Source organism: Thalassospira sp. MCCC 1A03138, assembly GCF_002115785.1.
Taxonomy (GTDB): Bacteria; Pseudomonadota; Alphaproteobacteria; order Rhodospirillales; family Thalassospiraceae; genus Thalassospira.
Genome location: NZ_JFJY01000005.1, coordinates 274,872 through 294,447, shown reverse-complemented (window position 1 = coordinate 294,447; position 19,576 = coordinate 274,872). Strand labels below are relative to the sequence as shown.

The following is a 19,576-nucleotide window of genomic DNA, read 5'->3' as shown; positions in this document are numbered from 1 at the left end:
GCTGACAAGTGTCAGCAGGTAGACGGAGTAATCCGATATTTGTGAACGGATACTTTCAGGAAATCCCGGTGATCAGGCTACGCAGCAAAAGCGACACAGCCCCGATCACAAGGATGCCTCCTGCATAAAGCCCGATAAACCAAAGCACACGCCGGGTTTTGGGTTTGGGTGAAAATGCCGTCATCAGTGATATCCTTCATCCCCGACCTTGCCCCGGAATACCCAATAGGCATAGGCAGTATAGGCCAGAATGATCGGGATCAGGATAGCGGCACCGACCAGCATGAAGGACAGGCTGTTATCTGGGGCGGCGGCCGTTCTGAAATCAATCATCGGTGGGACGATATTGGGATAAAGTGTGATGCCGAACCCGGCATAGCACAGGAAGAAAATTCCAAGTGTAATGCCAAATACCGTCTTTTCGCGGTGCTTTACCGCATGCCAGAGCCAGAAAAGCAGACCGGCCGTGACAATCGGGATCGGGGCAAGGAAAAACAGGTTTGGCATATCAAACCAGCGCGCGGCATAAGCGGGGTGGATATAGCTTGTCATCAGCGACACCACGCCAAGATTGGCCGCCATCCAGATGACCGCAGGCTTGGCAAGGCCACGCAAACGTCCCTGAAAATTGCCTTCCATCTTCATGATCAACCAGCCGGTGCCAAGCAGGGCATAGCCGACCACAACGGCGGATGCGCAGAACACCGAAAACGGACTTAGCCAGTCAAACGGGCCGCCAACGAATTTGGCATTTTCAACCGCAATCCCTTCAATAAAGGCGCCCAGCATTGCACCCTGCATAGCGGCAGCAATGATCGATCCGGCGGAAAAGGCAAAGTCCCAGTGTTTTTGATGATCACGGCTTTTGAACCGGAATTCGAACGCCACCCCGCGAAACACAAGGGCGAGCAGCATGGTGAAAACCGGGATATAAAACGCGGTCATCAGCAATGAATAGGCCAGCGGGAAGGCGGCATAAAGCCCGCCACCGCCCAGAACCAGCCAGGTTTCATTGCCATCCCACACAGGGGCAACCGTATTCATCATCCTGCCGCGTTTGGCCGGGTCTTTGATGAACGGAAACAGAATACCGATGCCAAGATCAAAGCCATCAAGCGTGACATAGGCGAAAACGGCAACCGCAATCAGCAGTGCCCAGATCAGTTGATAATCCATGATCATTCTCCTGCCGTCGGGATGGTGGGATCAGAAACCGGGCGGCTTCCGGCGCGCAGGACTTCGCCCTTCGGCGAATGGGCAAAACGCGGGTCCCTGTTCATCGCGCGGATGATATAGGCGGTGCCAACCCCGAACACGATGGCATAGACAATGACGAATGCGGCAAGCGATCCGGCAATTGCGGTCGGGGCGACGGGCGATCCGGCATCCGATGTGCGCATCAATCCGTAAACCACCCAGGGCTGACGCCCGATTTCGGTGGTGAACCATCCGGCCAGAATGGCGATAAAGCCGCTTGGTCCCATGATCAGGGCAAAGCGATGCAGCCACGTGCAGCTATAAAGCGATTTGCGCCACCGGGCGAACAGGCTGACGATACCAAGTAACGCCATCAAAACGCCCAGCCCGACCATGATGCGGAATGTCCAGAATACGATGGTCGCATTCGGGCGGTCTTCGGGGGCGAAATCCTTTAATCCGGTGATCCTGCCATCCCAGTCATGGGTCAGGATCATTGATCCCAGTTTCGGGATTTCAACGGCGTATTTTGTTTCCTCTGCCGCCATGTCGGGCCAGCCAAAAAGGATCAGCGGCGCGCCATTCTGTGTTTCAAAATGGCCTTCCATCGCCGCGACCTTGGCCGGTTGATATTCAAGGGTATTAAGCCCGTGCATGTCACCGGCCACGATCTGGATCGGGGCCACAATGGCGGCCATCCACATTGCCATGGAAAACATGATCCGTGCAGCGCGGTTTTCCCGATCACGCAGCAGATGCCACGCACCCACCGCACCAACCACAAGGGCGGTGGTCAGAAATGCCGCCAGAACCATGTGAACAAGTCGATAGGGGAAGCTTGGGTTAAAGATCACATCCCACCAGCTTTGCACAACAGCCCGACCATTTTCGATGATATGGCCGGTGGGTGTTTGCATCCAGCTATTGGCCGACAAAATCCAGAAGGCGGAAAACAATGTGCCAATCGCAACCATGGTGGTCGCGGTGAAATGCAGCTTCGGTCCGACACGGTTAAGGCCAAACAGCATGATGCCGAGGAACCCGGCCTCAAGGAAAAAGGCGCTTAGCACCTCGTAGGCCAGAAGCGGGCCCAGCACGCTGCCGGTAAATTCGGAAAACGGTCCCCAGTTCGTGCCGAACTGATAGGACATGACAATGCCCGAAACGACACCCATGCCAAAGGCCAGCGCAAAGATTTTCAGCCAGAATTTATATAGCGCCAGATAGGTATCATCGCGTGTGCGCAGCCATAGGGCTTCGAGCACGAAAAGATAACTGGCCAGTCCAATGGTAAAGGACGGAAAAATGATGTGAAATGAGATGGTGAACGCGAATTGTACGCGGGCCAATATGTCGGGATCAAACATTGGCGTTGGTCCTTTTATCAGGCAAAGCCTTCCTGTCGGGCCGCGTTTTTCGTTGCAACGCGAAATCGCTCATTGCATGACCTGATCCACTGAGAACAGCGGATCAGGGGCCGTGTTCATAAGGACAAAGTGATACAGTTCCCGTCCGAATTGTGCATTGCGTATTCGCAATTTTGATCTGGAAAAATTCGATTATGCGTTTGTGGAAAGGCAAAGCTTTTCCAAAGCCAGCGAACTTTGCGTCTGGCGGCGTTCCTTGTGGCGCAGCATCATGAATTTGCGTGGGCGGATATGAAATGCCGCACGGAAAAGCCGCCCCTGCGCGATCAGGGAACTGACTGCGAAGCTTGAAACGGCGGTTGCGCTGATGCCGGTTTCAACCGCGGTAATCACCGCCTCGTTCGCCGGTAATGTCAGGGCGATTTTGAGTTTTTGCGGATCAATGCCCGACTGGTGTACCGCATTCTCAAACTCGGAACGTGTGCCAGATCCGGCTTCGCGAAGGACCCAACTGCTTTGGATTGTCAGGTCCTGCGCGCTTAAGGGCCTGCCATCGGCCCAGGGATGTTTGGGGCCGACCACCACCACCAATGCATCTTCGGCGACTTCGCGCATGGCAAGGGCGGGTTCATCAACTTCACCCTCGATAAAGCCGATATCGGCAGCACCACCACGGACGGCATCGGCCACGGTTTTTGTATTGCCAATCGTCAGATTGATGGCAATGCCGGGATACTGATCATGAAACTGCATCAAAAACGGTGGCAGCCAGTAACTGGCGATTGTCTGGCTGGCATAAACGTTAAGTTCGCCGCGCTGCAATCCGCCAAGTTCGGCCAGTGTCAGTTCGGCGGCGCGTGCGCGTGCCAAGGTCGCCTTGGCCTCGTTTAAAAACAGCCGCCCGGTTTCGCTAAGCTCGATCCGTCGTCCGACCCGGTGGAACAGCGCAACGCCATAAAACCCTTCTAGGTTCTTGATCGCCGAACTGACCGCCGAGGGGGTGAGGCCAATCGCATCGGCGGCTTTTGTAAGATGTTCGCGTTCGGCCACGGCCACAAAGATGGCAAGCTGTTCAAGAGTCATCATGGCACATGCCCGTTATTGTTCGAAATTATCGAATGAAATATCAATTTTTATTCGATGGAAGTAAATGATTGATCGTGTGATTTTTCGCCTGTCACATTTTACAGGCAGATCATGTTTTTTAAAGCCCACCTCAAATCCCTTTTGCCCGGTCTGTTCCTGACCACGGCGATTGCCCTGATCGCCAAACTGGTTGAGCAGGCGGAGCGTAGCCTTTTGGGGCATGGCTGGATCGAAAGTCTGGTTTTTGCCATCCTGCTTGGTGTGGTGGTGCGATCCGTGTTTGGCCTTGCCAAGCCGTTTCATGATGGTGTGCGGTTTTGTGGGAAGACCGTGCTTGAAATCGCGATTGTCTTCCTAGGTGCCTCAATCAGTGCGCAGGCTTTGGGGCAGGCGGGCTTTGGCCTGATTGCGGCCATTGTTCTGGTGGTTTGCGCCAGTCTGTTTTTAAGCTTCCATATCGGGCGGTTACTTGGACTGTCGAAGCATTTAGCGATGCTGGTGGCGTGCGGCAATTCGATCTGCGGCAATTCGGCGATTGCCGCCACCGCCCCGGTGATTTCGGCAAAATCCGATGATGTCGCGGCATCCATCGCCTTTACCGCCGTTCTGGGGGTTCTGTTTGTCTTTGTTCTGCCGCTGGTGCATGTCGGTCTGGGCTTGAGTGCCGCGCAGTATGGTATCTTTTCCGGGCTGACGGTTTATGCCGTCCCGCAGGTTCTGGCTGCGACCGCCCCGGCAGGAGCCTTGGCCGTGCAGGTCGGCACCCTGGTCAAGCTGATCCGGGTTCTGATGCTTGGCCCGGTGATCTTTGCGCTTGCCCTTATGGGGGAGCGCAAACGCGAGGTCCGCCTTCCTGTCACCCAGATGGTGCCGTGGTTCATTGTCGGGTTCGTTGCGATGATGGCGGCACGCTCGTTTGGTCTGATCCCCGAAATCGCGCTGGAACCGATGCGCACAACCTCATCCTTCCTGACCATCCTTGCCATGGCGGCATTGGGGTTAAGTGTCGATATCCGAAGCGTCATGCATGTCGGCGGGCGGGTCATTGCCGCAGCCCTTCTTTCGCTTCTGGTGCTGTGTGCACTTGGTTTTCTGGTGCTGGTGATTTTGGCCTGATCGCAGACAAAAAAAGCCCGCCGCCTGTTCGGGGGGAATGGCGACGGGCAAGGGGAAGATGCGTCCGGCATCTTCAGACATTGGCGAGCAGGCACTGTGGGAGGCAGGGATCGCGCAATGTCACGGGTAAATCTGCGTTGGTAATCTTCTTTACGTTCTTGCTTCTGTTTTAGATTGCTCGTTTCCTTGTTCTGCGTGTTTCAGTGCATTCCATTCGTCATCGGTGAAGATGCGTGATCGGGTCAGAAAGCGTTTGCCTTCGGGTCCCTCAAGCGAAAACATCCCGCCGCGTCCATCCACGACGTCAATGATCAGCTGTGTGTGACGCCAATATTCGAATTGTGCGCGTCCGATGTAAAACGGGCTGCCTTCAATCTCGCCCAGCAACACGTCCTGATCGCCGGTTTTGAACTCCCCATTCGGAAAGCACATCGGTGCACTGCCGTCGCAGCATCCACCCGACTGATGAAACATCAGGGGGCCGTGAATGTCCTTAAGCTTCCGGATCAGGGCGGTGGCCGCGTCGGTGGCCGTCACTCGTGCCGGAATTTGATCTGCTGTCATCTTCGCCTCCTGTATCGGGAAGGGCCGGGGACGAACAGGACCCCGGCCAGAGCATTCCGATCAGAAGAAGCCCATCGGTTTCGGATCATACGAAACCAGCAGGTTCTTGGTCTGCTGATAATGGTTTAGCATCATCTTGTGGTTTTCACGTCCGATGCCTGATTGCTTGTAGCCGCCAAAGGCCGCATGTGCCGGATAAAGGTGATAGCAATTGGTCCAGACGCGACCGGCCTTGATATTGCGGCCAAACCGGTAGGCGCGTGTGCCATCACGGGTCCAGACCCCGGCACCAAGACCGTAAAGCGTGTCATTGGCGATTTTTAGCGCCTCGGCCTCGTCCTTGAAGGTCGTGGCGGAAACCACCGGGCCAAAGATTTCCTCCTGGAAAATCCGCATCCGGTTATGGCCCTTGAAGATGGTTGGCTGGATATAGAACCCGGTCGAAAGATCACCACCCAGTTCCGCCTTGCCACCGCCGCAAAGGACTTCGGCACCCTCCTGCTTGCCGATATCAAGATAGGACAGGATTTTTTCCATCTGTTCGGTCGATGCCTGCGCGCCGATCATGGTTTCACTATCAAGCGGGTTGCCCTGCTTGATGTGGGCCACGCGTGAAAGCACGCTATCCATGAACTTGTCATAGATATTTTCCTGAATAAGTGCGCGCGACGGGCAGGTGCAGACCTCGCCCTGGTTGAGCGCGAACATGGTCAGGCCTTCGGCGGCTTTCTGACGGAAATCGTCATCCTGTGCCATCACGTCATCAAAGAAGATGTTGGGCGATTTGCCACCCAGTTCCAGCGTAACCGGAATGATGTTTTCACTGGCATATTGCATGATCAGGCGGCCGGTGGTGGTTTCACCGGTAAAGGCGACCTTGGCGACCCGGTTGCTTTGTGCCAATGGTTTGCCTGCTTCGACCCCGAAGCCCTGCACAACGTTCAGCACACCGGCCGGAAGAAGATCACCAACCAGTTCCAGCAGCACGCAAATTGATGCCGGGGTCTGTTCGGCCGGTTTCAGGACAACGCAGTTGCCAGCCGCCAGTGCCGGGGCGAGTTTCCAGACTGCCATCAGGATTGGGAAGTTCCATGGGATGATCTGCCCGACAACGCCAAGCGGTTCATGGAAATGATAGGCGACGGTGTTGTCGTCAATCTCGCCAAGCGATCCTTCCTGGGCGCGGATCGCACCGGCAAAATACCGGAAATGATCAATCGCCAGCGGAATATCGGCGGCCAGCGTTTCACGCACGGCCTTGCCATTATCCCATGTTTCGGCAACCGCCAGCATTTCAAGGTTCTGTTCCATGCGGTCGGCGATTTTATTGAGGATATTGGCGCGTTCGGTGACCGATGTTTTGCCCCATGCATCGGCGGCGGCATGGGCGGCATCAAGTGCCTTTTCGATATCTTCCGAACTGGATCGTGCGATTTCGCAGAACGGCTTGCCATTCACCGGCGAGACATTTTCGAAATACTGGCCCTTGGCCGGGGCGGTCCATTCGCCACCGATATAGTTGTCATAACGGGATTTGAATGCAACGACGCTGCCCGCGTCGCCCGGATTCTTGTAAATCATCTTGGATCCTCCATGATCGGAAGGCGGCTTTGCCACCTGTTTTTGGTTTTGGCCCTGACATTTCCGCAAAGCCCGTGCCAGTTCGTAAAATCCCGTGCCAGATGATCGAATGATCCGTTTTTTCGTCTTTTAACAATCGGTTGGAGGAGGGCGGTGATTGGGAGCGATTGTGTCATTCCGTTCCCGACGGTGGCACAGATGATACAAACTGTCCCATATTCGTGACACACCCGATTATGCCGCGGATTTGCAGTGAAACCTTTTGGCGTTTCGGGGCTTTGGTGTGTTACGATCCTGCCTGTGATCGGACGCGGACAAATCCGCAAGCCGGGCGATGCCAGAACGCATTCCCGATAAAACACCGGCACAAGGGAGATAACGTCTTATGTCTGGAAACCATTACGGTGGACGGATAGAAGCTGCGTTGCAGTTAAGTGGCGTCGCCCAAAATCGCGCCGTCCTTGAAAGCTGGCAACGCTGCGAACAGCGCTTTGGCCTTGCCCATGACACGCGGCGCCGTCCCGAAGTCATGCCTGAAAGTCAGACCCGCCAGCGTCGAGATCGCAGCGGGCGGCTCTATCATCATGCCCATGATCTGGTGCGCACCCTTTATCGCAAAATCGATGCGTCGGGCTATGCGGTTTTCCTGACCGATAATGACGGTGTGATCCTTGACAGTGTCGCAGCCCACACGCTGCTGCCATCGTTTCGCACCAACGGCCTTCTGCCGGGGGCGGTCTGGAGCGAGGAACGCGAAGGTACCAACGGTATCGGCACCTGCATCGTTGAAGGCCGTCCGATCACCATTCACAAGGACGAACATTTTCTGGCGCAACATGCAGTGCTGACCTGTACGGCCGCCCCGGTATTTGCCCCCGAAGGGCAGGTTTGTTCGGTCCTTGATGTTTCTGCCGTGCGCGAAGACATCAAACGTACGGATTGTTTGCGTGTCCGAAGCCTGATTGCCGATTATGCCGATGCGCTTGAACGTATCCTGTTCTTTGATGAATGTGCATCCGATCTGATCCTGCATCTTCATCCCGATGCCCAGCATGTCGGATCGACCCGTGACGCCCTGATTTCGATTGGCCCGGATGGCAATATTCGCGGAGCAACCTCAACCGCGCGCCGTTTGCTGGCCGCGGTGGACAATGCGCGCGATGTGCAATCGATGTTCGGTTTTGATCTTGATGGCCTGATCACCACCCTTGGCGTGGGGGAGGAAACTTCGACCTCCGGATCGGCCAAGGCCCTGCCGGTTAATGGTGGGGGGCTTCTGTTCGGGCGGGTGACCTTGCCCGAAAAGCAGCGGCGCAAATTCATTTCGATGCGGCCCGCACCAGTATCGCGTTCGTCCGTACGTTTGGCGGCGAACGAAACCGGTGACATACCCGATCAGGACCCGGCAATCCGTCGTCTTTACAAGGTCGGCAGCAAGCTTATTACCAACCGTATCAATGTTCTGATGTCGGGCGAAACCGGCAGCGGCAAGGAACATATGGCGCGTGCCATCCATGCGGCAGCGGTTGGCACGCGCAAACCTTTTGTCGCGATCAATTGCGCGGCCCTTCCCGAAAGCCTGATCGAAAGCGAATTGTTTGGTCATGCCGGTGGTGCCTTTACCGGGGCGGCGCGTGATGGTTTTGGCGGGCGGATCAAACAGGCGGATGGCGGGACGCTGTTTCTGGATGAAATCGGCGATATGCCGTTATCGGCACAGGGACGGCTTTTGCGCGTGCTTGAGCAGCGCACGGTTGAGCCGCTTGGCAGTACCAAGTCCGTGCCGGTCAATTTCCGTCTGATTTGTGCCAGCAATGTCGATCTGACCCGTGCCGTCGCGGATGGCAAATTCCGCGAAGATCTGCTTTACCGGATCAAAGGGGCGCGGCTTTCCCTGCCAGCGCTTCGCGAACGGTCCGATCTGCCCGATCTCATCGCCCGGCTTCTTCGCGGTGTTTCTGGCGATATGGCGGGGGATGTTCGTTGTTCGGACGATGTTCTTGAATTGCTGGCACGCCATGACTGGCCGGGCAACATCCGCGAACTGGTTAATGTCTTGCAATATGCCTGCGTCTTTGCCGAAGGTGGTTTGATCCTGAGGTCGCACCTGCCCGATGATTTCCACGAAACCGTTACGTGCGACCCGGCCCCTGCCGGATCGATCCTGAAGCGGGCTGAAGCCGATGCATTGCGTCAGGTGCTTGATGATCACCGCTGGCATATCAGCAAAACCGCCAAGGCGCTCGGCATCAGTCGCAATACGCTTTATCGCAAGATGGATCGGTTCGATATAAGACGTGAAGCCTAGCCCTTAAGCACGCCGTCAAGTGGCGAGGGCGCGGTCAGGCTTTCGAGCGGATAGCCCGAAAATGTTTTGGTGCGTTCCATCACCACATGGCCGCGGAAATGTTCGATCCCGATTTTGGCGGCCAGAAGCTTTTCTTTCAGCTGATTAAAATGCGCGATATCGCGGCAGATCATATCCATCGTGTAATCGAACGGACCGGCGATTTTGTAGCATGATATGACTTCGGGCACATCGGTGATCGCGGCTTCGAACCGTTTGAAATCATCGACTAGATGATTGCCCAGCGTGATTTCTGCCATGATGTGCAGGTTGGCGCCGATTTTATCAAGGTCGATTTCCGCCAGATACTGCGTGATCAGCCCGGCTTCCTCAAGCTTGCGCACCCGCTCCAGACAGGGTGATGGCGACAGATTGACCTCTTCTGAAAGATCAAGGTTCGAAATCCGGCCATTGGTTTGCAAAACCTGCAGGATTTTGATGAACAGTCGATCCAGTTTCAGCATGGTCATTCCAGCTTGATGGGCAATGCTGCCTGTTTATCACCGCTTGCCATTGCATGCGACCAAAATCCCCGAAACAAACTGCAAATCCATGTCGGCAAGCCCATGATTTTGGTTGTCGAACGCGCCCGGATCGTTTTTAAGTAGGGCAAATGATAAAGGGATATTTTTCATGTGCGGCATCACTGGTCTGTGGCTTGATCGCAATAGCGACGGCGATAAATTGCGCGAAACCATCACGCGCATGACCGATGCATTGCTTCATCGCGGGCCGGACGGCGGCGATGTCTGGTGCGATAGCGATGCCGGACTGGCGCTGGGGCAGCGTCGCCTTGCCATCATCGATCTTTCCGATGCCGGAAAACAGCCAATGCATTCGGCCGATGGCAGATACGTCATGGTTTATAATGGCGAGGTCTATAACGCCGAGGACCTTCGTGCCAAACTGGCCGGTGAAAATGTCGCGTGGCGCGGTCATTCCGATAGCGAGGTGATCCTTGAATGCATGGCCCGCTGGGGCGTGCGCGATACGGTCAAACGCCTGATCGGCATGTTCGCCATCGCCCTTTGGGATAAAAAGACCGGCAAGTTGACGCTGGTGCGTGATCGTTTGGGGGTCAAGCCGCTCTACTGGTCGCGTTATGACGGGAACATCGCCTTTGCGTCCGAGCTTAAAGGCCTGATCGCGGGCAATGTCATCTCGCGCGAGGTCAATCGTACCGCCCTTGATGCCTATTTGCGGTTTGGCTATGTGCCATCAGGGCATTCGATCTATGCCCATGCCAAAATGTTGCAGCCCGGACACATTCTTGAAATCACGGGTGAAGGCCATGCATCCGAATTTGCGTACTGGTCGGTCGAAGATGCCGTTCTAAGCGGTCAGAACCATCATTGGAGTGGTGATGATCAAAGTGCGATCAATGCGCTTGAAGATTTGCTGCGCGATGCCGTCGAACGGCGGATGATTGCCGATGTGCCCTTGGGGGCGTTTCTGTCCGGCGGTATTGATTCCTCGGCAATCGTTGCCCTGATGCAATCGATTTCCGACCGGCCGGTAAAAACCTATTCCATCGGCTTTGACCATGATGCCTATAACGAGGCGGCCTTTGCCGGTAAAGTCGCCAAACACCTTGGCACCGACCATACCGAGCTTTATGTTACGGCGCAGGATGCGCTTGATCTGGTGCCGCGCCTTTCGGAAATCTATGATGAGCCGTTCTTTGATAGTTCATCCATCCCGACCAGCCTGATTTCGACCCTGACCCGCAAGGAAGTTACGGTTGCCCTTTCGGGGGATGGCGGGGATGAAACCTTTGGTGGTTATAATCGGTATCTGTGGGCGCGCCAGATCAGCAATGTCGCAAAAAATATCCCATTTGGGTCGTCGCTGGTGTCCAAGGGGCTTACGGCCCTGTCGCCCGGGCAATGGGATGCGCTGATTGGTCTTTTGCCCGGCAAGCGCGGGACGGCGGCATTGGGCGACAAGATTCACAAAGTCGCGCCACTTTTGTCGATCCGCGATGATCTGGATCGTTATCAGGCGTTGCTGTCGCTTTGGGATCCCGATGTCCTGATGGCGGATGAGTCGGGTAAAGCTCATAAGAAATTCCGCTTTCCGGGCGAAAAGTTCTGCCGTAACCGCAATCTTGATTATGTATCCTCGATGCAGGTCATGGATACGATGATGTATATGGTGGATGATGTTCTGACCAAGGTCGACCGGGCATCAATGGCAAGCTCGCTTGAAGTTCGTGTGCCTTTGATTGATCATCGCGTCATCGAATTTGGATGGAGGATGCCCGCGCACCTTAAATTGGATGGTTCGGTGGGAAAGGTTGCCCTTCGGCGTATTCTTTACAAATATGTCCCGCGTGAGCTGATTGATCGTCCCAAAACCGGTTTTGGTGTACCGTTGGCAGAATGGCTGCGTGGACCGCTTAAGGAATGGCTAGGCGACTTGCTGGCACGGGATGATCTTTATTCTGATTTCGGACTTAACCGAGCGGAAGTTAACAAGCGGTTTGCCGAGCATCTTTCAGGTCACCGCAACTGGCCGCACCAGCTTTGGACAATTGCCATGTTGTCTGATTGGCAGCGTCGCTGGCTTGCGTAAGTGAAGCTGATTGCAAAAATTTGACCTTCGGAAGCCCCGCCATTTGGCGGGGTTTTTCGTTTTTGCGTATGGGTTTCGTTCCCAAGATAATCATTATTTTCATAATCGAAATTTCAATCGGATGCAATTGGTTTTGGTAGTGCTAAGCTAAGATATCGATCGCTTTTGACTATAAATTGTCACAATTCAGAGCTTGAAAATTTTCGAAAATGAAATATTTTATGGTTAATATCGAAACTAAAGCGCGGAATTCATGCCATGCAGAACCATTCGGAATATGACCTGATCATCGTCGGAGGCGGAATCAACGGGGCGGGGATCGCCCGTGATGCGGCCGGTCGCGGGTTGAAGGTCCTGCTGTGCGAAATGAACGATCTGGCAAGTGCCACGTCTTCGGCCAGTACCAAGCTGATCCATGGCGGCCTGCGTTATCTTGAGCATTATGAATTCCGTCTGGTACGCGAGGCGCTCAGCGAACGCGAAATCCTTTTGGGCAATGCGCCGCATATCATCTGGCCGTTGCGGTTTGTTCTGCCTCATGTTCCCGGCCTGCGCCCGGCATGGATGATCCGCCTTGGCCTGTTCCTTTATGATCATCTTGGCGGGCGCAAGAAACTGCCGGGAAGCACAGGCATTTCACTAGACAAACATGTTGCGGGGCAGCCGCTTAAGGCCGGGATGGACAAGGCATTCGTCTATTCTGATTGCTGGGTCGATGATGCGCGGCTTGTTGTCCTGAACGCCATGGATGCCCGCGAATGCGGTGCCGAAATCCTGACACGCACCCGATGTGTCGGTGCAACCCAGCAGGATGGCAAATGGCAGGTGATCCTGCATGATCGCGATAGCGGTGCCGAGCGTGTTGTTGATGGCAAGATGCTGATCAATGCCGCCGGACCGTGGTGTGCTTCGCTGATCGATCCTGAAAACGGTGTGGTCAAGGCCGAAACCAAGGCGAACATCCGTTTGGTCAAGGGGAGCCATATCGTGGTTCCGAAACTGTTCGATCATGATCATTGCTACATTTTCCAGAACCCGGATGGTCGCATCGTTTTCGCCATTCCCTATCAGGATGATTTTACCCTGATCGGTACCACCGATGTCGATTTTACTGGCGACCCGGGCAAGGTTGAAATCAGTGCTGACGAAGTTGATTATCTGTGCAAGTTGGCTGGTGATTATTTCGAAACGCCAATTTCACCGATGGATGTTGTCTGGTCCTATTCCGGTGTGCGCCCGCTGTATGCGGGCGAGGGCGAAGTTGCCAACGCATCCAAAGTCTCGCGTGATTACACGCTCAAACTCGAAGCCGGACAGGGCAAAGTCCCGGCGCTGCATGTGTTTGGTGGCAAAATCACCACCTATCGCAAGCTGGCCGAGCATGCCTTGCAACTGATTTCAAAACAGCTTGGCGTGACTGATCGTCCCTGGACGGCGGGCGAAGTACTGCCCGGTGGTGATCTGCCCGATGCATCCTTTGAAAAGGCCCTGCAATCCTATGGTGCCCGTTATGACTGGCTACCGGAAGCAACCCTGAAACGTCTTCTACGTGCCTATGGCAGCAGGATCGAAAAACTGCTTGATGGCTGCAATAGCGTGGCCGACCTTGGTGTTTGTTATGGTCATGACCTGTATGAAGCCGAGGTCCGTTACCTGATTGATCAGGAATGGGTACGTGGCGTCGAAGACCTTGTCTGGCATCGTTCGAAACTTGGTTTGCGCCTGTCAGAAGATCAGATTGCCGTGCTGCGCAAACGACTGGCATCGGTAAAGTCGGACCGGATTGCGGCCCAGTAATCTGCAGGAATTATCGTTCCGCGATTTCACTGCGTAACTGCGCCAGTAAATCGCGGAATTCCTGTTTGCGCGATGGGGCAATGTCGTGCCGATATGCGCATCCTTTCGTGTCAGTTCGGGGCCGGCACATCGGGGTAATCCAGTCTGATCTATACGCGGGGTTACTGTGTGCTATGATGGCATATCAATAGTTTATGGCAGGTTCCGTGCCGATGTCATCCCTTCGCTTATCTGCTTTTTTACCTGTCCTGACAGTTCTGCTGACCGTTCTTCCGATGTACGGCATTCTTGCGGCAACCAATGATCCTGCGGTGTCGGAATTGCATCCGGGCTGGATGGCGGTTGGTCTTTTGGGCGGGCTTGCCCTTTTCCTGTATGGCATGGATCATCTGGCGACGGCGCTTAAAACGCTGGCCGGGGGACGGTTGCGCGCGATCCTTGCAAAAATGACGCGAAACCGGTTTATGGCGGCCCTTTCCGGTGCGGCGATTACCGGACTTGTCCAGTCTTCCAGTGTTACCACCGTTCTGGTGGTCGGTTTTGTGTCGGCCGGGTTGATGGGGTTCGGGCAATCGATTGCGGTGATTATGGGGGCGAATGTCGGCAGTACGCTGACCGCACAGATTATTGCCTTTCGGATTGATGCAATCGCACCGCTGATGATTGCGGTCGGTTTTGGCGTCATGAGCTTCGTTCCCCATCGTGGTTGGTCGCTTGCCGGGCGGGCGTTGCTGGGAACGGGGCTTTTGTTCTTTGGCATGGGCATGATGAGCGATGCGATGGAACCGCTTCGCACCTATGGCCCCTTCATCGATCTGATGGCGCAAATGACCAATCCGCTGATCGGGATTGCGATTGCCGCGGCCTTTACCGCTCTTGTGCAATCAAGTGCGGCAACAACCGGGATTGTCATTGTGCTGGCGGGGCAGGGACTGGTGCCGCTGGAAGCTGGGATTGCTCTGATTTTCGGGGCGAATATCGGTACCTGTGTCACAGCGCTTCTGGTGACAATCGGCAAGAACCGCGACGCGATGCGTACCGCCCTTGGGCATGTGTTCTTTAACGTGGTCGGGGTGTTGATCTGGTTGCCGTTTATTCCGCAACTGGCAGATATCGTGCGTGTCATATCGCTGGGTGGAAACGGCGGGCAGGTTGATATTGCGCGTGAGATCGCCAATGCGCACAGCATTTTTAATATCGCCAATGTGGTGATCATGATCTGTTTTGTGCCGTGGATCGCGCGTCTGATCGAAAAATGCGTGCCGGTGCGCGATGTGTTTGAACCCCCGCTTGATCCTGCGCCAAAATTTCTGGTCGACGACATCACCGATACCCCGTCTGCCGCGCTGATGCTGCTGCGGAACGAGATCATGCATATGGGGGATATCGTGTGCGACGTTGTGCGGCGTGGGCGCGAAACCATGCAAAACCCGACACGTGAAAAGCTTGAAAAGATTGCCGAGCTTGATGATGGGGTTGATAGTCTTCAGGATGCTATTGCGCGGTTTGCCGGAAAACTGCGCCATTCGGAATTACTGCCATCAGATCAGAACCGGCTGTTAAACAAGCTTGCGATCAGCAATCATTTGGAGGCTATCGGCGATATTATCAGCGAGGAAATGACCGAGCTGGTTGGCAGATTGTTAGCCGAACGCAATCTGCCATTATTAGATAGCCGTGAAAAAATGTCCGAATTATTCACTTTTTCTGAAGAATGCCTCAAGCAGGCACTGACGGCCTTTGCCAGTGATGACGTTGAAGCCGCCAATCGTGTGTTGGCCCGTAAGGGCGAGTTCATCGAAAAAATGGATGTTACCCTGCGCCGCATCAGCGACGAGATCGGGCCAAGAGATGCCGATATTCGCCGTTATCGCACAGAAGTCGCATTGGTTGAGCGTATCAACCGTCTTTATGAACGCGCACGGCGCATTGCGCATGCATCCCTTGCCATCACTCAGGATGATCGCAACAGCAATCCGACGGAACAGCGACCAACCCCCGAGCCTGCGTAATAGTTTAAGCAATTCCGGCGACCTTTGTGCGGAATTTGCAAGATTGCCCCGCTATTGCAAAGACGGACTTGGTTTGATCGCTATTTGGTACGGTCGGCGGGCGGGGTGTCGATGTCTTTTTGCATGACGGTGACATCAAGCGCACGATAGCCAAGATGGCGATAGAAATCCTGCATCACGCTGTTTTCTGATCGCACCATTAATTGCATGCGCCAGACACCGTGTTCACGCAGCCAGTCTTCGCCGATGGCAACCAGTTTTTTGCCAAGCCCGGTTTTCTGATGACTTGGCGCAACGGCTAGATAATAAATCCAGCCGCGATGCCCATCATGGCCAGCCATGACAGTGGCAATAATAAGACCGTCGATGTCTTCCCATACCATCAGCGTCGAATTGCGATCCGAGAGGGCAAATCGCACATCCCATTCCGGCGGATTATACGGGCGGTAAAGCCCGGTTTCCTGCCAGAGTTTGGTGATTGCGGGAATGTCGGTTTCAAGGGCGGTACGTGGGGCGGGGGAAAGGTGGGTGGCAGTCATGATGCAGCTTCTTGGTTCCTAAAAACGCAGAATGATCAGGGATCGAAGGCGCGTCAAACCAAAAGTCATGCAAATATAAAAAGTGGCGCCCCCCGGGGAGAGGGGCGCCAGTGTTGTCCGGGCTATCGGTTGGGTGGGGGAGGGACCCGGACAATGGAAGTTGGGTAGAAGGGAAGTCCGTGTTCTGACAAAGCCGGTTAGCTGACCGGGCGACCGGTCACGCGGCTAAGCTCCATTTCGCGAACGATGTCGCCGGCCTTGTTGGTGATGGTCGCGATATAGGTGCCGCGCGGCGTTTCCTTGATTTCGCCCAGCGTCAGTTCACCGCCACCAAACCGGATTACCATGGCATTGGCCAGAAGGGTCATCTGTTCAGTGGTAAAGCGACGGTCAAAGCGGTCCTCCGCGTCCGGTTTGGGCATCATGCGGTGCATGTCACGCATTTCGTCGCGATCCGGGCGGCCCGATTGGGCATCGAAACTCACGGTATCAACAACATTGCCGTTGGCATTCAGCAGGGTGACTTCGATTTCCTCGCCGTTATCAACCGATTTGACATCACCGGTTTTAAGCTCCGTCGTGCCGCGACGCAGAAGCATTGCATCGACCAGAATTTTGGCTTCCTCGACCGTTAGCGGAGTGCTGCGGCGCATGCCATGTTTGCCATACATGCCTTTGTGGTGGTCACGGTCATGATCGCGGAATTTCGGGCCATCGCCTCGGTCATCATCGCTCATCTGCCAGGGGCGATGATCGCCGCCCGATGCAAGGGCGGTGGCGATGGGGGTTGCGACAATGCTGGTCGCGATCAGGAGGGATGCGATTTTAAGTTTGCTGTTACGGGTCATGTGGGCCTCTTTTCGTTGGGGGACGTTTTGTTTGGCTGAGGCCTTTATGAAGCTGATTTGTCGCGAAATGATCCCGATAAACCGGGGAAATGGTCGCAATGTCTACCAAAACGGGCTTTTGCGACAATCTGATACAAATTGCTGTTTTTGATGGGGCACCGGGCGCGATAAACTGGGATCAGATAATCTTTGAAAGACAGGCACAGCTTGATGAGTGATCCGGCCCACATTCTTGTCGTTGATGACCACCGCGATATTCGCGATCTGCTGGGGCGGTATTTGCGCCAGCATGAATACCGCGTGACGCTGGCGTCTGACGGGCGTGAATTGCGCAAGCTGATGGGGGAGAATGTTCTGCCCGATCTGATCGTGCTCGATCTGATGATGCCTGGCGAAGACGGATTGAGTCTTTGCCGGTGGCTGCGCGAGAATTATGACGTGCCGGTTGTGATGCTGACCGCCCTTGGCGAGGAAACCGATCGGATCATCGGCCTTGAAATGGGGGCGGATGATTATCTGGCAAAGCCTTTCAATCCGCGTGAGTTGCTGGCACGTATCAAGGCGGTGCTTCGTCGGGCGCAAAGTTTGCCAAGCGGGCGGCGCGGCCAGAAGGCCGGGGGTGAAATTGCCTTTGATCGCTGGATACTGGATCGTACGCGTCATGAATTGCGTGACGAAAACGATGTTGTCGTGCCGCTGAGTGCTGGTGAATTTGCCCTGTTATGCGCCTTTGTCGATCACCACAATATGGTGCTGAACCGCGACCAGTTGCTTGACCTGACCAAGGGGCGCGAAGCCATTCCGTTTGATCGCAGTATTGATAATCAGGTTAGCCGCCTGCGCAAAAAGATCGAACCCGACCCGAAGAACCCGACCCTGATCAAAACCGTTTGGGGCGGGGGATATATGTTTACCTGCGACGTGGTGAAAAAATGAAACTGCGCGGTTTCATTTCCCGTTTATGGCCAGAAACCCTTGTCGGGCAGCTGGTGTTGCTAATCCTTGGGGCCGTGGTTCTGACCCATGTGGTGTTAGGATTGCTTTTGGCCGAAGAACGGCGTGATGCGTTGTTAAGCGAGCGGCGTGGTGGTGCATTGGCGCGCGTTGCTGCGATTTCGCGCATTCTGTCGGCGACCCCATCGGAAAACTGGCGTGATGTCCTGAAGGTCGGCCAGTCGCCGCAAAGCATCATGCGTCTGGCGGACAAGCCCGATAACAGCCTGCCGATGTCTGACATCAGTTATACACTGAGCGAGCGGCTTAATCAGGCGCTTGACGGTCCCGCGGTGCCCGCGCGAGTGCATATCCTGTCGGAGGATGATTGTGAGGCGGTTGAGGAGCGCGAGAAAAAGAAACACGAAAAGCATGGTGACGATGACGATGATGATCGCGACAAGAAATGGCGCAAGGATGACTTTGTTCGCGACGGACATCACGGGCCGCGTTTCTTTGATCACCTTGACTGTGTTGCCGCACCATTAATGCAGATTAGTGTGCCGATCTTCCCGGTGGGGGTTACGGCAAACGCTGCCGTATCGGGGGGGGCTGAAAGTGTACAGCCTGTTGTCTGGCTGGAAGCGCGGATCAATGGTGTTGCACCGCCGCCGCGTGCGGTTTTGCAAAATATCCTGCGTATTGTTATTTCGGCGGTCCTGATCGGGATCATCGCGTTTTTCCTGGCGCGTCGCATGACACGGTCCTGGGCAGTTCTGGCACAGGCCGCCGACCGTGTGGGGCGTGGTGATTATCCCGAACCGGTGCCCGAAGATGGCCCGCTTGAAATCCGCCGTGCAGCAAAGGCGTTCAACCGCATGACCGCAAGGCTGAAACGTTTTGTCGAGGATCGGACCCGGATGCTGGCCGCGATTTCGCACGATTTGCGCACTCCGATCACGTCTCTTCGGCTGCGGGCGGAATTTGTCGAGGATGCGGAAAACCGGTCGCGGATCATCGAGACATTGAATGAAATGGAACAGATGGTCGAAGCGGCCATGACCTTTGCGCGCGAAGAAACCGCGAACGAGGCGACCCGCAAAATCGATATTGCCGCCCTGATCGAGGCCGCGGTCGAAGACCTTGCCGAAACCGGGCGACCGATCTGGTTCGTGGGTGCTGGCGCACCACGGGTTTATCCATGCCGTCCGCTTTCGATCAAGCGGGCGATGGGCAATCTGATGTCAAATGCCCTGACATTTGGCGATCATGTCGACGTATCGTTGAAGCCCGCCGATGATGGTGGCATGTGGATCGAAGTCAGTGATGACGGGCCGGGAATTCCGCCCGATCAGCGCGATCAGGTGTTCGAGCCGTTCTTCCGGCTTGAGTCCTCGCGCAATCGTGAAACGGGTGGAATTGGCCTTGGTCTGGCGATTGCCCGCACCGCGATCCGGGCGCATGGCGGCGAGATTTATCTGGAAGATGCGCCGTCTGGCGGGCTTCTGGCGCGGATTTACCTTCCGCCGATTGCGCAGTGATCCCGGGGGCTTGGGCAAAAGGTTTCGCTGGATTGACCGAAATTTGTCAGGAATAATATCGGTCAGTGCAGTTT

16 protein-coding genes are annotated in these 19,576 nt (G+C 55.2%); 7 read left to right on the top strand and 9 right to left on the bottom strand.

All coding sequences use genetic code 11. The features are described from left to right. Positions 1 to 55 precede the first annotated feature (55 nt). The 4 genes from TH468_RS12795 to TH468_RS12780 all read right to left on the bottom strand — a co-directional run bounded on the left by TH468_RS12795 (position 56) and on the right by TH468_RS12780 (position 3,650). A complete protein-coding gene (locus tag TH468_RS12795) occupies positions 56 to 184 on the bottom strand; it encodes a DUF2474 family protein (RefSeq protein ID WP_040059893.1) in 129 nt (42 codons plus the stop codon). Further along, entirely contained in the window at positions 184 to 1,182 is a 999-nt protein-coding gene (gene cydB, locus TH468_RS12790) for a cytochrome d ubiquinol oxidase subunit II (protein WP_062959572.1), read from the bottom strand. Before cydB ends, TH468_RS12795 begins: the two co-directional genes overlap by 1 nt. Beyond that, a complete protein-coding gene (locus TH468_RS12785) occupies positions 1,179 to 2,564 on the bottom strand; it encodes a cytochrome ubiquinol oxidase subunit I (RefSeq protein ID WP_085644625.1) in 1,386 nt (461 codons plus the stop codon). Before TH468_RS12785 ends, cydB begins: the two co-directional genes overlap by 4 nt. Positions 2,565 to 2,756: 192 nt before the next feature. Then, positions 2,757 to 3,650, bottom strand: coding sequence for a LysR substrate-binding domain-containing protein (locus TH468_RS12780; RefSeq protein WP_371268754.1), 894 nt, complete (start codon positions 3,648 to 3,650; stop codon positions 2,757 to 2,759). Between the two features lie 111 nt (positions 3,651 to 3,761). On the opposite strand from TH468_RS12780, the gene TH468_RS12775 reads away from it, so the two are divergent. Then, positions 3,762 to 4,766: a YeiH family protein gene (locus TH468_RS12775; protein ID WP_085644623.1), complete on the top strand. Its 1,005-nt coding sequence runs from the start codon at positions 3,762 to 3,764 to the stop codon at positions 4,764 to 4,766. A 150-nt stretch (positions 4,767 to 4,916) separates the two neighbouring features. On the opposite strand, the gene TH468_RS12770 is transcribed toward TH468_RS12775, so the two are convergent. Next, a complete protein-coding gene (locus tag TH468_RS12770; protein WP_085644621.1) occupies positions 4,917 to 5,330 on the bottom strand; it encodes a DUF779 domain-containing protein in 414 nt (137 codons plus the stop codon). Positions 5,331 to 5,390: 60 nt separating this feature from the next. After that, entirely contained in the window at positions 5,391 to 6,911 is a 1,521-nt protein-coding gene (gene adh, locus TH468_RS12765) for an aldehyde dehydrogenase (RefSeq protein ID WP_085644765.1), read from the bottom strand. A gap of 385 nt (positions 6,912 to 7,296) precedes the next feature. Here adh and TH468_RS12760 point away from each other — a divergent pair, with 385 nt between their 5' ends. Then, complete coding sequence (locus TH468_RS12760) at positions 7,297 to 9,219, top strand: sigma-54-dependent Fis family transcriptional regulator (RefSeq protein WP_085644619.1); 1,923 nt, start codon at positions 7,297 to 7,299, stop codon at positions 9,217 to 9,219. Here the strand turns inward: TH468_RS12760 and TH468_RS12755 are convergent. Then, entirely contained in the window at positions 9,216 to 9,722 is a 507-nt protein-coding gene (locus tag TH468_RS12755; RefSeq protein ID WP_082832740.1) for an Lrp/AsnC family transcriptional regulator, read from the bottom strand. The two genes, TH468_RS12760 and TH468_RS12755, sit on opposite strands and share 4 nt — an antisense overlap. A gap of 169 nt (positions 9,723 to 9,891) precedes the next feature. Between TH468_RS12755 and asnB the strand changes: the two genes are divergently transcribed. From asnB to TH468_RS12740, 3 genes are all read left to right on the top strand, one after another. Further along, entirely contained in the window at positions 9,892 to 11,832 is a 1,941-nt protein-coding gene (asnB, locus tag TH468_RS12750) for an asparagine synthase (glutamine-hydrolyzing) (protein WP_085644617.1), read from the top strand. 258 nt (positions 11,833 to 12,090) lie between these two features. Next, a complete protein-coding gene (gene glpD, locus TH468_RS12745; protein WP_085644615.1) occupies positions 12,091 to 13,629 on the top strand; it encodes a glycerol-3-phosphate dehydrogenase in 1,539 nt (512 codons plus the stop codon). 212 nt (positions 13,630 to 13,841) lie between these two features. Continuing rightward, positions 13,842 to 15,641, top strand: a complete 1,800-nt coding sequence (locus tag TH468_RS12740; RefSeq protein ID WP_246832318.1) for a Na/Pi cotransporter family protein — start codon at positions 13,842 to 13,844, stop codon at positions 15,639 to 15,641. 80 nt (positions 15,642 to 15,721) lie between these two features. On the opposite strand, the gene TH468_RS12735 is transcribed toward TH468_RS12740, so the two are convergent. Together TH468_RS12735 and TH468_RS12730 are read right to left on the bottom strand one after the other, a co-directional pair. Further along, entirely contained in the window at positions 15,722 to 16,180 is a 459-nt protein-coding gene (locus tag TH468_RS12735) for a GNAT family acetyltransferase (RefSeq protein WP_085644611.1), read from the bottom strand. A gap of 197 nt (positions 16,181 to 16,377) precedes the next feature. Next, complete coding sequence (locus TH468_RS12730; protein ID WP_085644609.1) at positions 16,378 to 17,028, bottom strand: hypothetical protein; 651 nt, start codon at positions 17,026 to 17,028, stop codon at positions 16,378 to 16,380. Between the two features lie 210 nt (positions 17,029 to 17,238). On the opposite strand from TH468_RS12730, the gene TH468_RS12725 reads away from it, so the two are divergent. Continuing rightward, positions 17,239 to 17,964, top strand: a complete 726-nt coding sequence (locus tag TH468_RS12725) for a response regulator (RefSeq protein ID WP_085644607.1) — start codon at positions 17,239 to 17,241, stop codon at positions 17,962 to 17,964. Further along, positions 17,961 to 19,502, top strand: a complete 1,542-nt coding sequence (locus tag TH468_RS12720; RefSeq protein ID WP_085644605.1) for an ATP-binding protein — start codon at positions 17,961 to 17,963, stop codon at positions 19,500 to 19,502. The genes TH468_RS12725 and TH468_RS12720 overlap by 4 nt, the downstream gene beginning before the upstream one ends. The last annotated feature ends 74 nt before the right edge of the window (positions 19,503 to 19,576 follow it).

Excerpts from the sequence above, each read along its gene's own strand:
- asnB (WP_085644617.1), top strand. The coding sequence starts at position 9,892 with ATGTGCGGCATCACTGGTCTGTGGCTTGATCGCAATAGCGACGGCGAT.
- TH468_RS12775 (WP_085644623.1), top strand. The coding sequence starts at position 3,762 with ATGTTTTTTAAAGCCCACCTCAAATCCCTTTTGCCCGGTCTGTTCCTG.
- TH468_RS12725 (WP_085644607.1), top strand. The coding sequence starts at position 17,239 with ATGAGTGATCCGGCCCACATTCTTGTCGTTGATGACCACCGCGATATT.
- cydB (WP_062959572.1), bottom strand. The coding sequence starts at position 1,182 with ATGATCATGGATTATCAACTGATCTGGGCACTGCTGATTGCGGTTGCC.
- TH468_RS12785 (WP_085644625.1), bottom strand. The coding sequence starts at position 2,564 with ATGTTTGATCCCGACATATTGGCCCGCGTACAATTCGCGTTCACCATC.
- glpD (WP_085644615.1), top strand. The coding sequence starts at position 12,091 with ATGCAGAACCATTCGGAATATGACCTGATCATCGTCGGAGGCGGAATC.
- TH468_RS12770 (WP_085644621.1), bottom strand. The coding sequence starts at position 5,330 with ATGACAGCAGATCAAATTCCGGCACGAGTGACGGCCACCGACGCGGCC.
- TH468_RS12720 (WP_085644605.1), top strand. The coding sequence starts at position 17,961 with ATGAAACTGCGCGGTTTCATTTCCCGTTTATGGCCAGAAACCCTTGTC.
- TH468_RS12760 (WP_085644619.1), top strand. The coding sequence starts at position 7,297 with ATGTCTGGAAACCATTACGGTGGACGGATAGAAGCTGCGTTGCAGTTA.
- adh (WP_085644765.1), bottom strand. The coding sequence starts at position 6,911 with ATGATTTACAAGAATCCGGGCGACGCGGGCAGCGTCGTTGCATTCAAA.
- TH468_RS12735 (WP_085644611.1), bottom strand. The coding sequence starts at position 16,180 with ATGACTGCCACCCACCTTTCCCCCGCCCCACGTACCGCCCTTGAAACC.
- TH468_RS12795 (WP_040059893.1), bottom strand. The coding sequence starts at position 184 with ATGACGGCATTTTCACCCAAACCCAAAACCCGGCGTGTGCTTTGGTTT.
- TH468_RS12780 (WP_371268754.1), bottom strand. The coding sequence starts at position 3,650 with ATGATGACTCTTGAACAGCTTGCCATCTTTGTGGCCGTGGCCGAACGC.
- TH468_RS12740 (WP_246832318.1), top strand. The coding sequence starts at position 13,842 with ATGTCATCCCTTCGCTTATCTGCTTTTTTACCTGTCCTGACAGTTCTG.
- TH468_RS12755 (WP_082832740.1), bottom strand. The coding sequence starts at position 9,722 with ATGCTGAAACTGGATCGACTGTTCATCAAAATCCTGCAGGTTTTGCAA.
- TH468_RS12730 (WP_085644609.1), bottom strand. The coding sequence starts at position 17,028 with ATGACCCGTAACAGCAAACTTAAAATCGCATCCCTCCTGATCGCGACC.